We start from the raw sequence: 13,034 nt of genomic DNA on the forward strand, positions 1-13,034 counted from the left end.
ATCAGTCGGCCAATTCCAAAATTTCCGCTACCAACTGCGGAAAACCCAAACCATATTGGCGCGCCGCCATCGGCACCAGGCTATGGCTGGTCATGCCTGGCGAAGTATTTACCTCCAGCAGATAGAAGCGGCCATCGCTATCTTGCATTACATCAACCCGGCCCCAGCCGCTGCAGCCCAACGCACGGTACGCGCGTTGCGACAGGGCGGCCAGTTCGGCTTCCTGTGCGGCATTCAGGCCGCTTGGGCAGAAGTACTGCGTATCTTCGGCAATGTACTTGGCCTGGTAATCGTAAAATACCCCGGCCGGCTGAATGCGAATCGAAGGCAGCATTTGCTCCCCCAAAAACGCCACGGTGTATTCCGGCCCGCTGAGCCATTTTTCCACCAGCACATCGTCGTCGTGCTGAAAAGCCGCGGCCAATGCTGCTTCCAGCGCCTCAGGCTCGCTCACCTTACTCATCCCGACGCTGGAGCCTTCACGGTTCGGCTTCACGATCACCGGCAGCCCCAACGCCGCGATAGCCGCCAACTGCGCTTCCCGGGCCGCGCCGGTGAAGGCCTGGCGTTGCAGCGCCACATACGGCGCGATGGGCAAACCCAGCGCTTGCCATACCAGCTTGCTGCGCCATTTATCCATGGTCAGCGCCGAAGCCATCACGCCGCTGCCGGTATAGGGCAGGCCGAGAAACTCCAGCGCCCCTTGCAGGGTGCCGTCTTCACCGCCACGCCCGTGCAGGGCGATAAAGACTTTGGTAAAACCGTGCGCTTTCAGCTCGGTTACCGGAAAATGCTGCGGATCGACGCCGTGGGCATCAACACCCGCTTCGCGCAAGCCCGCCAGCACCGCCGCGCCGGATTGCAGCGAGACGTCGCGTTCAGCGGAGGAGCCGCCCAACAAAACGGCAACTTTGTCAGCCATGGCTCGCCTCCTCGTTTTTTATCGGCCGCAGCTTCAGCTCGGCCAGCTTACGCGCGATTTTGCCAACGTTGCCCGCACCCTGCACCAACACCAGATCGTCATCCTGCAGCAGTTGCGCCAGCGTTTCCGGCACGGTCGCCGCGTCGGAAACCAAAATCGGATCCAGCTTGCCGCGGTTGCGGATGGTGCGGCACAGCGAACGGCTGTCGGCACCCGGGATCGGGGCTTCGCCCGCCGGATACACATCCAGCATCAGCAGCACATCCACCTGCGACAGCACGTTAGCGAAATCGTCGTACAGATCGCGCGTACGGGTATAACGGTGCGGCTGGAAAATCATCACCAGCCGCTTTTCCGGCCAGCCGGCACGCGCCGCTTTGATCGTCGCGTCAACTTCGGTCGGGTGGTGGCCATAATCATCCACCAGCATCGCGCTGCCCGGTTGGCCATTCACCAACGCCAGTGGATACTCGCCGAGGAAATCGAAGCGGCGCCCGGTGCCCTGGAACCCCGCAAGCGCACGCAGGATGTCGTCGTCGTCGATCCCTTCTTCGGTGGCCACCGCCACCGCAGCGGCGGCGTTCAGCGCGTTATGGCGGCCCGGCGCATTCAGCGTCACCGTCAACAGCGGCTTATCCTGGCGGCTCAGGGTAAAGTGCCCCTGCGGCCCAATTTGCTGGTAGCCTTCCACCCGCACATCGGCATCTTCGCTAAAACCGTAGGTGGTGATATGGCGCCCCACGCGCGGCAGGAGTTCACGCACCACCGGATCGTCCACACACATCACCGCACGGCCGTAGAACGGCAGGTTGTGCAGAAAGTTAATGAACGTCTGCTTCAAATTCTCGAAGTCGCCCTGGTAGGTATCCATATGGTCGGCTTCAATGTTGGTGACAATCGCCACCATCGGCTGCAAATGCAGGAACGACGCGTCGCTCTCATCCGCTTCCGCAATCAGGTAACGGCTGGAGCCCAGGCGCGCATGGGTGCCCGCGGCCTTCACCAGCCCACCGTTGACAAAGGTCGGATCCAGCCCGGCCTCGGCATAAATGCTCGACACCATCGCCGTGGTTGTGGTTTTGCCGTGCGTACCAGCGATGGCGATGCCATGGCGGAAACGCATCAGCTCGGCCAGCATTTCGGCGCGGCGGATAACCGGAATACGCGCCTCGCGGGCGGCGACAATTTCCGGGTTGTCCGCCGGGATCGCCGTGGAAACCACCACCACGCTAGCGTCCTGAACGTTCTCCGGGCGGTGATGGAAATAGATCGTCGCCCCCAGTTCGCTCAACTGCTGGGTTACCGGATTGGGCGCCAGGTCGGAGCCGCTAATCTGATAGCCTTCATTTGCCAACACTTCGGCGATACCACCCATACCGGCACCACCGATGCCGACAAAGTGAATGTGCCGGACGCGACGCATCTCGGGCACGATAGTACGTAGTTTCGCCAGTTGTTGTGTATTCATCACTTTCTCTATCCAGGAGCGGCAAACCGCTCCCCATTACCTGTTCTTCACTATGTACCCGGCAAACCGGGCCCATGCATTATTACCTGGCCGCGTCGATCAGTTCGGCCGCCACGCGATCGGTCGCATCCGGGATTGCCACGGCGCGCGCTTTTTCAGCCATCGCCAGCAGCGTCGGGCGATCCCAGCTTGCCAGCAGTTCCGCAACCACATCGGCATTAAACTGCGGCTGTTCGATAATCTTCGCCGCACCGGCTTCTTCCAGCGGGCGGGCATTCCAGTACTGCTGGCGATCCTTGTGCTGGAACGGCACGAAAATCGCCGGCAACCCAGCCGCCGCAACCTCACTGACGGTCAGCGCGCCGGAACGGCAGACAACCACATCCGCCCAGGCATAGGCGCCGGCCATGTCATCGATAAACTCGGTGACCTTGTGCTGCGTCTGCCCGGCTTTTTCGTAGGCCGCCAGCACGCTTTCCAGGGCGCCTTTGCCCACTTGATGCCAGAGCGTAATTCTATCGCCCAAACGCGCGGCGACTTCAGGAACTGTCTGATTCAACACGCGTGCGCCCTGGCTGCCGCCAATGACCAGCACGCGGATTGGCCCTTCACGCCCTTTAAGGCGTTGGTTCGGCAACGGCAATGCCAACACGTCGGTGCGCACCGGGTTGCCGACCACGTCGGCATTCGGGAACGCGCCGGGAAACGCCTGCAATACCGTTTTGGCGATGCGCGCCAGCCAGCGGTTGGTCAGCCCGGCAATCCCGTTCTGTTCGTGCAGCACCACCGGGATGCCGCACAGCCAGGCCGCCAGGCCACCCGGGCCGGAAACGTAGCCCCCCATCCCCAGCACCACGTCTGGCTGGTAGCTGCGCATGATCAGGATAGCCTGGCGCACCGCGCGCCAAATGCGCACCGGCGCGGCCAACTGAGCCATCGGCCCTTTACCGCGCAGGCCGGAAATACGGATGAAATCAATTGCGATTCCGTGTTTTGGCACCAAATCGGCTTCCATACGGTCCGCGGTACCTAGCCAGCGCACCTGCCAGCCTTGCGCCATCAGGTGATGCGCAACCGCCAGCCCAGGGAACACATGCCCGCCCGTGCCGCCTGCCATCACCATTAAACGCTTGGGTTTCCCGCTCATTCCTTACCTCTTAACAAACGCCTGCGCTTTACTCAGGCGCGTTTCAAAATCAATCCGCAGCAACAGCACAATCGCCGTTGACATAATTAACAGGCTCGAACCACCGTAACTGATCAGCGGCAGGGTCAGGCCTTTGGTCGGCAGCATACCCGCCGCCGCACCAACGTTCACCAGCGCTTGGAAGCTAAACCAGATGCCGATCGAGCAGGCCAGGAAGCCGGAGAAGCGCTGATCGATTTCCAACGCCCGGCGCCCAATCGACATCGCGCGAAAAGCGACGAAGAATACCATTAACAGCGCAAAAACCACACCGATATAGCCCAACTCCTCACCTAAGATCGAAAAGATAAAGTCAGTATGCGCTTCAGGCAGATATTCCAGTTTTTGCACCGAGTTTCCCAGGCCTTGCCCCCAGAACTCACCGCGGCCAAATGCCATCAGCGACTGGGTAAGCTGGTAACCGCTGCCGAACGGATCGTCCCACGGGTTCCAGAACGAAGTTACGCGGCGCATACGGTAAGGCTCGGCGATAATCAACAACGCAACGGCAATCAGGCCGGAGCCGATTATTGCCAGGAATTGCCACAGCTTGGCGCCGGCCAGGAACAGCATCGCCAGCGTGGTGACAAACAGCACCACCACGGTGCCGAGGTCCGGCTGCGCCAGCAACAGCACCGCCAACACCACCATCACGCCCATCGGCTTGCAGAAGCCCCAGAAGTTGCTGCGAACTTCATCCACCTTGCGCACCAGATAGCTGGCCAAATAGCAAAACAGTGACAGCTTCGATAGCTCCGCCGGCTGAATTCGCAGTGGGCCCAGCGCGATCCAGCGCGATGCCCCGTTAACCGAGCTGCCCACCACCAGCACAATCAGCAGCATCACGATCGACAGCAGCAGCATCACGTTGCTGTAGCGTTGCCACACGTCCATCGGGATGCGCAGCGTGACCAGCGACAGGCCGAAGGCCAGCCCCAGGTACAGCGCGTCACGTTTGGCGAACAGGAAAGGATCGTCCGCCAGACGCTGGCCAATCGGCATCGAAGCCGACGTCACCATCACAAAACCGATAATCGCCAGGCCAAAGGTGAGCCACAGCAGAGTGCGGTCATACAGCACCATGGTGGCGGCATCGTGGTCGCGCGCCCCCATCACCCACTCTTTTAGCTTGTCCGCCAGCCCGAACGTCGGCACCCGTAGTCTCATCCGCCAAGCTCCTGTGCCAGACGGGCAAACTCGTTGCCGCGCTCTTCAAAATTACGGAACTGATCCAGGCTGGCGCAGGCCGGCGACAGCAACACCATATCGCCAGGCTGTAAACGGCCGGCAATCACCTGCATCGCTTGTTCCATGGTTTCCGTTTGCACCGCCACTTCCGGGCGCAGCTCAGCCAGTTGGGCACCATCGCGCCCGAAGCAGTACAGGCGAACATTGTCGCCCTGCAGATAGCGCGTCAGCGGCGAAAAATCAGCGGACTTGCCATCACCGCCCAGCAGCAGGTGCAGCGTGCCAGCCACCTGCAGGCCATTAAGCGCCGCTTCGGTGCTGCCCACGTTGGTGGCTTTCGAATCGTTAATCCAACGCACCCCGTTGTTTTGCCACACCAGTTGGAAACGGTGCGGCAAACCGGTAAAGAGAGTCAGCGCCTTCAGGCTGGAGGCGCGCGGCAGATGCACCGCATCGGCCAACGCCAGCGCCGCCAGCGCATTGGTATAGTTATGGCGCCCCACCAGATTCATCTCACTGGTGTTCAGCACTTTTTCGCCGCGCACCCGCAGCCAGGTTTCACCCTGCTGGTTATTCAGGTGGTAATCGCCCACGTCGATGCCAAAGCTGATGCAGCGCTCGTCGGCGCCGCGGATCGGCATCGTCAGGGCATCATCGGCATTCACCACGCACACCGCGGCGTTTTCATAAACCTTCAGTTTGGCGGCGCGATATTGCTGCAGGCCAAACGGGTAGCGATCCATATGGTCTTCGGTGACGTTCAGGATGGTGGCGGCTGCCGCATGCAGGCTGCTGGTGGTTTCCAACTGGAAGCTGGACAGCTCCAGCACATACAGTTGGCACTCCTGTTCCAGCAGGCGCAACGCCGGCAGGCCAATGTTGCCGCCCACGCCAACCGCCCAACCGGCGGCCTTCGCCATTTCCCCCACCAGGGTGGTAACAGTGCTTTTGCCGTTGGAACCGGTGATCGCCACGATCGGCGCTACCGCTTCGCGGCAAAACAGCTCCACGTCGCCGACAATTTCCACACCGGCATCGGCGGCGGCGCTCAGCGCCGGCGTCGCCAACGCAACACCAGGGCTGGCGACGATCAGATCGGCGGCCAGCAGCCAATCTTCATGCAGCGAACCCAGATGGCGCTCAATGCTCTCGGGCAGTTTATCCAGGCCGGGCGGAGAAACACGGGTATCCATAACGCGCGGCGTCACGCCGCGTGCCACAAAGAAATCAACGCAGGACAGGCCGGTCAGGCCCAACCCGATGATGACGACTTTTTTACCCTGATAATCCACCATAATTAACGTACCTTCAGCGTTGCCAGGCCAATCAACACCAGCATCAGCGAAATAATCCAAAAGCGCACAATCACGCGCGGTTCCGGCCAGCCTTTCAATTCATAGTGGTGGTGAATCGGTGCCATGCGGAAAATACGTTGCCCGCGCAGCTTGAACGACCCCACCTGCAGGATGACCGACAGCGTTTCCACCACGAACACCCCACCCATAATCACCAGCAAAAACTCCTGGCGCAGCAGCACAGCGATGGTGCCCAACGCGCCGCCCAGCGCCAGCGAGCCCACATCGCCCATAAACACCTGCGCCGGATAGGTGTTAAACCACAAGAAGCCCAGCCCGGCGCCCACAATGGCGGTGCACACAATCACCAGTTCCCCCGCATGGCGCAAATAGGGGATATGCAGGTAATTGGCGAAGTTCATGTTACCGGTGGCCCAGGCCACCAGCGCAAAACCGGCGGCCACGAACACCGTCGGCATGATCGCCAGCCCGTCCAGGCCGTCGGTCAGGTTGACGGCGTTGCTGGTGCCCACAATCACAAAATACGCCAGCAGAACGTACAGCAGGCCAAGCTGCGGCATCACATCTTTAAAGAACGGCACCACCAGCTCGGTGGCCGGCGTATCCTTACCGACGGCATACATGACAAAAGCCACCGCCAGCGCAATCACCGACTGCCAAAAATACTTCCAGCGGGCAATCAGGCCCTTGGTATCTTTGCGCACCACTTTGCGGTAATCATCGACAAAACCGACGATGCCATACCCCACCAGCACGAACAGCACGCACCAAACATACGGATTGGACGGGTAAGCCCACATCAGCACCGAAATGGTGATGGAGGTCAGGATCATAATGCCGCCCATGGTCGGCGTACCGCGCTTGCTGAAGTGCGATTCCGGGCCATCGTTACGCACCACCTGGCCAAACGACATTTCCTGCAGGCGCGCAATCAGGCGCGGCCCCATCCATAAAGAAATCACCAATGCGGTCAGCAGGCTGACGATGGCTCGGAACGTCAGATAGGAAAAGACGTTAAAGCCGGAATAATACTTGACCAAATGCTCGGCCAGCCAAACTAACATGGTGCTTTCTCCTGTAACGCGCGTACTACCTGCTCCATTGCGGCACTACGTGACCCTTTGATTAACACGGTAATTACCGCATGTTCCGACAGTAATTCCGCCACGCGCGCGATCACTGCTGCCTTATCCTGTAAATGCTCGCCGTTACCGGAGGCGGCGCTCAACACCTGGCTTAACGCCCCCACGCTGATAACCTTATCGATCCGGGCCTGACGGGCGGCTTCGCCCACCTGGCGGTGACATTCTTCTGCTTCTGCGCCCAGCTCCGCCATATCGCCAACCACCAGCACGCGATAACCCGGCATCTCGGCCAATACCTGCACCGCTGCGGTCATCGAGCCGACGTTGGCGTTGTAGCTGTCGTCCAGGATCAGCTTGCCTTCAGCCAGTTTGACCGGGAATAAACGCCCCGGAACCGCTTTCAGCCCAGCCAGCCCGGCACGCACCGCCTGCAGCGGCGCCCCGACGGAGGTGGCCAACGCCGCCGCCGCCAACGCATTGGCGACGTTATGGCGCCCCGGCAGCGGCAAGGCGACATCCACGGCGCCAAACGGGCTATGCAGCGTAAACTGCGTACCGTCGCCGTTCACCTGCACCTGGCTGGCGGAGAAGTCCACGCTCTCCGCCGCCTGCGGTGAGAACCGCCAGACCGTTTTACCCGCCAGCGCCGCCTGCCAGTGCGGCCAGTCGTTGCTGTCCGCATTGAGGATGCCGACGCCGCCCGCCGGCAAACCGGCAAAAATTTCGCCTTTCGCCTGCGCCACGCCGGCCAGCGAACCAAAACCTTCCAGGTGCGCCGCCGCCAGGTTATTCACCAGGGCGCTTTGCGGCCGCACCAGGGCGGTGGTATAGGCAATCTCGCCGATATGATTGGCGCCCAGCTCAATCACGGCAAAGTCGTGCTCAGGCTGTAAACGTAACAACGTCAGCGGAACGCCAATGTCATTATTGAAATTCCCTGCGGTATACAGCACCTCGCCGCATTCACGCAGGATTGCGGCGGTCATTTCCTTCACCGAGGTTTTGCCCGATGAACCGGTCAACGCCACCACGCGCGCCGGAACCTGCTGGCGCACCCAGGCAGCGAGTTGCCCCAGCGCCAGGCGCGTATCCTCAACCACCAACTGTGGAACATCCAATGCCAGGCGTTTACTGACCAGCAACGCCCCGGCGCCAGCGGCAACCGCGTCGGCGGCAAAATCGTGAGCGTCGAAACGCTCGCCCTTCAGGGCTACGAACAGGCAACCCGGCGTCACCTTACGGGTATCCGTCACTACCTCAACAATCTGCCCGGCGTCACCCAGCGGTGCCGCGCGCAAAACGCTTGCCAGAGTCTGGAAGGAAACAGGAATCATGCCAGCCCCCCCAGCAAACGCGCGACCGTGGTGCGATCGGAGTAGTCCAGGCGGCGATGGCCCACGATCTGATAATCCTCATGGCCTTTACCGGCCACCAGCACCACATCCTGTGCCTTTGCCTGCATGATGGTATTGGACACCGCCTGTGCACGGCCATGAATCACCTGCGCCCGGCCGGCATCTAACAGGCCGGTAAGAATATCTGCGATAATACTTTGCGGCTCTTCGGTGCGTGGATTGTCATCCGTGATCACCACGCGATCGGCAAACTGCTCGGCAATACCGCCCATCAGCGGACGTTTGCCCTTATCGCGATCGCCGCCGCAGCCGAATACGCACCACAATTGCCCCTGGCAATGCAGCCGGGCAGCCGCCAGCGCTTTCTCCAGCGCATCCGGCGTATGGGCGTAGTCAACGACGACCGTGGGTTTGCCTGCCGCCGCAAACACTTCCATACGGCCGCACACCGGCTGCAGTTGGCTGCCGGTTTCCACCAGCGCCTGCAGCGGATAGCCCAGTGACAGCAGCGTAGCCAACGCCAACAACACATTGCTGACGTTAAATGCGCCCATCAAACGGCTTTCGATCACTCCATTGCCCCAACTGGAACTGAAGTTAATGGTGGCGCCGTTATCGTGGTAATCCACCGTGCCGGCCGTTAGCCAGCGGCCGTGCCAATCCGCTGGGATATTGCTCGCCATGCTCACCGCGATGGCATCCTGCAGCTTATCCAGCCAACGCCGGCCAACGTCATCATCAGCGTTGATAATCGACTGGCCGACCTCATGGTCAGAGAACAACGCCCATTTGGCCGCTTCGTAGCTGGCCATATCACCGTGGTAATCCAGATGATCGCGGCTCAGGTTGGTGAATACCGCGGCGGCAAATGGCAGCGCCGCCACGCGTTTTTGCACCAGCCCATGCGAAGAGACTTCCATCGCGGCGAAGGTAGCGCCGCGCTCTGCCAGATCGTTTAACGTGTGTTGAACATCGACCGCAGAACCGGTGGTATTTTCAGAAGGCGCCACCTGCCCCAGCAGACCGTTGCCCACGGTGCCCATGACGGCGCTGGTTTTCCCCAACAGTTGGGCCCACTGCGCCAGCAGTTGGGTAGTGGTGGTCTTGCCATTGGTGCCGGTAACGCCAACCAGTTGCAGGCGCTCTGCAGGCTGGTGATAAAAACGGCCAGCCAGCGCAGACAACCGCGCGTTGAGCTGGCTCAGGTAAATCACCGGTACGCCATGTTTTTCAATGATTTTACCGTCTTGCGCCTGGCCTTCTGCCTCGGCGATAACGGCGGCAACCCCTTGGGCGATGGCTTGTGGGATATAACTGCGCCCGTCGGTCTGATGGCCGGCAACGGCAACAAACAGATCCCCGGCAGCCGCAACGCGGCTGTCTAATGTCATTTCCCGTAGCGCGCGCTCGGGTGCAGATGGCACCCACGGAGCGAGCAAGTCGCGCAAATTACGATCTGCCACCTGAAGCCTCTTGTTGATTAATCACAAACTCGTTCTTTTCACCGGTGGGCAACGCATCCGGCTCAACGTTCATCGTGCGCAGAACCCCGCCCATGATGGCGCCAAACACCGGCGCGGAAACCGCACCACCGTAATACTTCCCTGCCTGCGGATCGTTAATCACCACCACCAGGGCAAAGCGGGGCCGGCTGGCGGGTGCCACGCCGGCGGTATAGGCGATATATTTGTTGACGTATTTGCCATCCGGCCCGACCTTTTTCGCCGTACCGGTTTTGATGGCAATACGATAGCCTTTGATGGCGGCCTTAACACCGCCGCCACCCGGCAGAGCCACGCTTTCCATCATATGCACTACGGTACGCACCAAGGGCTCTGGGAATATGCGCTCACCAGCAACCGGCGGATCAACTTTGGTAATCGACAGCGGGCGGTAAACCCCCATGCTGCCGATCGTGGCATAGACACGCGCTAACTGTAACGGCGTTACCATTAGCCCGTAGCCGAAAGAGAAGGTGGCCCTCTCTATGTCAGACCACCGTTGTTTTTTAGGATATAAGCCACTGCTTTCTCCGACCAACCCCAAATTGGTCGCTTTTCCCAGCCCAAAGCGTGAGTAAGTATCTACTAACGCTGAGGACGGCATCGCTAACGCCAGCTTTGAAACACCGACGTTACTCGACTTCTGCAAGATCCCGGTCACCGAGAGTTCCGAATAGCGGGCCACATCCTTGATTTCATGGCCGTTAACGCGGTAAGGCACGGTGTTCAGCACGCTGTTTTCCTTCACGACGCCGTGCTGCAATGCCGTCATCACCACCATCGGTTTTACGGTTGAACCGGGTTCAAAAATATCGGTTATCGCCCGGTTACGCATGGTGTCTTTCGGCGTATCGGACAGGTTGTTCGGGTTATAGGACGGGCTGTTGGCCATCGCCAACACTTCACCGGTATTCACATCCACCAGCACCGCCGTGCCGGACTCGGCTTTGTTAAAGGCGACGGCGTTGTTAAGTTCGCGATAGACCAACGCCTGCAGGCGCTCATCCACGCTCAACATCAGGTTATGCGCCGCCTGGCTATCTACCGAGGAAATATCTTCGATCACCCGGCCATAGCGATCTTTACGGACCGTACGTTCACCGGGCTGGCCGGTCAGCCAACGGTCAAAGCTTTTTTCAATGCCTTCAATGCCGGAGCCGTCGATGTTGGTCACGCCGATGATGTGAGCAGTCACTTGCCCCGCAGGGTAGTAACGGCGTGACTCCTGGCGCAGATAGATACCCGGCAGCTTCAGTTTATGGATGTAATCGCCGATCGCCGGGTTCACCTGGCGCGCCAGATAAACAAAGCGCCCTTTCGGGTTGGCGTTGATCCGGCGGGAAAGCTGATCAAGCGGGATTTGCAACGCATCTGACAGCGCTTTCCAGCGCGAATCCAGCGTAATGCCACCCCGTTCATTGAGTTCTTTCGGATCGGCCCACACGGCATTCACCGGCACGCTCACCGCCAACGGCCTGCCGGCGCGATCGCTTATCATCCCGCGGGAGGTCGGGACTTCCTGCACGCGCAGCGAGCGCATGTCACCTTCTTTCACCAGCCGATCGGGGTTAATCACCTGCAGGTAGGCCACGCGCAGCATTAACCCAACCAGCGCCAGCAAAATACAGCCGCACAGCAACGCAAAACGCCAGCTGACAAAGCTGGCCTGATCTTCCTGGCGTTTCAACTTACCGGGGCGTGCTGCTTTCATGCGTTCCCTTTTTGCTCCGACTCATAACTCTGCTGACATCATTCATGGTTTGACGATGATATTTTCCTGCGATGGATCCACATGGCGCATTTGCAGCTTCTCAGTCGCAATGCGCTCTACGCGGCTATGGTCACCCAGGGCGTTTTCTTCCAGAATCAGGTTGCGCCACTCAATATCCAATGCGTCACGTTCCAGCACCAGTTGCTCACGCTGTGCGGTCAGCAAACGGGTGCGGTGCGCCGTTGTCACCACCAAAATGGCGGAAACCAGCACGGCAATCAGTAAAATCAACGGGATCTTGGCATTACGCAGCAGATCCCCGCCAATCACCCCGACCAAACCATGACGCTCATTGCCAATCACAGCGGCATCCTCTCTGCAATGCGCAGCACCGAGCTGCGCGCCCGTGGATTTTCCGCCACTTCCGCTTCCGACGGCATCATCTTGCCCAGAGCTTTCAGCGTGCGGCCGCCCAGTTCGCGCAGTTGGGCTTCGGTCAGCGGCAGCCCGGCCGGCACCTGGGCACCGCGGCTATGGTGGCGCATAAAGCGCTTCACAATGCGATCTTCCAGCGAGTGGAAGCTGATCACCGACAGGCGCCCCTGCGGTGCCAATATTTCCAACGCACCGGCCAGCGCACGCTCGATTTCTTCCAGCTCGCTGTTGATATAGATACGAATCGCCTGGAAACTGCGCGTCGCCGGGTGTTTGTGCTTTTCACGCACCGGGCTGGCATTGGCGATCAGATCCGCCAGTTCCTTGGTGCGCGTCATCGGCTCCAGTTGGTTGCGCTCCACAATCGCGCGCGCAATGCGCTTGGCAAAGCGCTCTTCGCCAAAGGTTTTCAGCACCCAGGCGATATCTTCTGCTGCGGCCTTCATCAGCCACTCGGCAGCGGACTGGCCGCGGGATGGATCCATACGCATATCCAGCGGCCCATCGCGCATGAAGGAAAAACCGCGCTCAGGGTCGTCAAGCTGGGGTGAAGAAACGCCCAGATCCAGTAAAACGCCGTCAATCTTGCCTTCCAGGCCACGTTCGCGCACATAGTGCGCCAATTCGGAAAACGGGCCGTGTACGATAGTAAAACGGGAATCGTCAATAGATTCAGCGGCTGCAATCGCCTGCGGATCGCGGTCAATGGCCAGTAAGCGCCCTTCCGGCCCCAACTGGGACAGAATCAGACGAGAATGGCCGCCGCGACCAAAAGTACCGTCGATATATATGCCGTTACTGCGGATGTTGAGGCCATTAACCGCCTCATCCAGCAATACGGTTGTGTGTTTATAGTTTTCCAACAT

General features: G+C 60.0%; 11 protein-coding genes. All 11 read right to left on the reverse strand.

Features of this window, described 5'->3' with window-relative positions:
* Nucleotide 1: 1 nt before the first annotated feature.
* Complete coding sequence (locus ACN28Q_RS08710; protein ID WP_095845984.1) at nucleotides 2-922, reverse strand: D-alanine--D-alanine ligase; 921 nt, start codon at nucleotides 920-922, stop codon at nucleotides 2-4.
* Nucleotides 915-2,390 carry a UDP-N-acetylmuramate--L-alanine ligase gene (gene murC / locus ACN28Q_RS08715; RefSeq protein ID WP_095845985.1) on the reverse strand — a complete coding sequence of 492 codons (1,476 nt, stop codon included), beginning with the start codon at nucleotides 2,388-2,390 and terminating at the stop codon, nucleotides 915-917. Before murC ends, ACN28Q_RS08710 begins: the two co-directional genes overlap by 8 nt.
* An 82-nt stretch (nucleotides 2,391-2,472) precedes the next feature.
* A complete protein-coding gene (murG, locus tag ACN28Q_RS08720; RefSeq protein ID WP_095845986.1) occupies nucleotides 2,473-3,537 on the reverse strand; it encodes an undecaprenyldiphospho-muramoylpentapeptide beta-N-acetylglucosaminyltransferase in 1,065 nt (354 codons plus the stop codon).
* A 3-nt stretch (nucleotides 3,538-3,540) separates the two neighbouring features.
* Nucleotides 3,541-4,743, reverse strand: coding sequence for a cell division protein FtsW (ftsW, locus tag ACN28Q_RS08725; RefSeq protein ID WP_095845987.1), 1,203 nt, complete (start codon nucleotides 4,741-4,743; stop codon nucleotides 3,541-3,543).
* The gene (murD, locus tag ACN28Q_RS08730) at nucleotides 4,740-6,059 is read right to left on the reverse strand and encodes a UDP-N-acetylmuramoyl-L-alanine--D-glutamate ligase (RefSeq protein ID WP_095845988.1); all 1,320 of its coding nucleotides are present in this window, start codon (nucleotides 6,057-6,059) and stop codon (nucleotides 4,740-4,742) included. The genes ftsW and murD overlap by 4 nt, the downstream gene beginning before the upstream one ends.
* A 2-nt stretch (nucleotides 6,060-6,061) precedes the next feature.
* On the reverse strand, nucleotides 6,062-7,144 hold the full coding sequence (gene mraY, locus ACN28Q_RS08735; RefSeq protein ID WP_095845989.1) for a phospho-N-acetylmuramoyl-pentapeptide-transferase: 1,083 nt from the start codon (nucleotides 7,142-7,144) through the stop codon (nucleotides 6,062-6,064).
* Nucleotides 7,138-8,499, reverse strand: a complete 1,362-nt coding sequence (gene murF, locus ACN28Q_RS08740) for a UDP-N-acetylmuramoyl-tripeptide--D-alanyl-D-alanine ligase (protein WP_095845990.1) — start codon at nucleotides 8,497-8,499, stop codon at nucleotides 7,138-7,140. Before murF ends, mraY begins: the two co-directional genes overlap by 7 nt.
* Nucleotides 8,496-9,983, reverse strand: coding sequence for a UDP-N-acetylmuramoyl-L-alanyl-D-glutamate--2,6-diaminopimelate ligase (gene murE, locus ACN28Q_RS08745; RefSeq protein WP_095845991.1), 1,488 nt, complete (start codon nucleotides 9,981-9,983; stop codon nucleotides 8,496-8,498). Before murE ends, murF begins: the two co-directional genes overlap by 4 nt.
* Nucleotides 9,970-11,733, reverse strand: a complete 1,764-nt coding sequence (locus ACN28Q_RS08750) for a peptidoglycan DD-transpeptidase PBP3 (RefSeq protein ID WP_095845992.1) — start codon at nucleotides 11,731-11,733, stop codon at nucleotides 9,970-9,972. The genes murE and ACN28Q_RS08750 overlap by 14 nt, the downstream gene beginning before the upstream one ends.
* A 42-nt stretch (nucleotides 11,734-11,775) precedes the next feature.
* Entirely contained in the window at nucleotides 11,776-12,096 is a 321-nt protein-coding gene (ftsL, locus tag ACN28Q_RS08755; RefSeq protein ID WP_095845993.1) for a cell division protein FtsL, read from the reverse strand.
* On the reverse strand, nucleotides 12,093-13,034 hold the full coding sequence (gene rsmH / locus ACN28Q_RS08760; RefSeq protein WP_095845994.1) for a 16S rRNA (cytosine(1402)-N(4))-methyltransferase RsmH: 942 nt from the start codon (nucleotides 13,032-13,034) through the stop codon (nucleotides 12,093-12,095). The genes ftsL and rsmH overlap by 4 nt, the downstream gene beginning before the upstream one ends.

This window comes from Gibbsiella quercinecans, from assembly GCF_002291425.1.
GTDB classification, from domain to species: domain Bacteria; phylum Pseudomonadota; class Gammaproteobacteria; order Enterobacterales; family Enterobacteriaceae; genus Gibbsiella; species Gibbsiella quercinecans.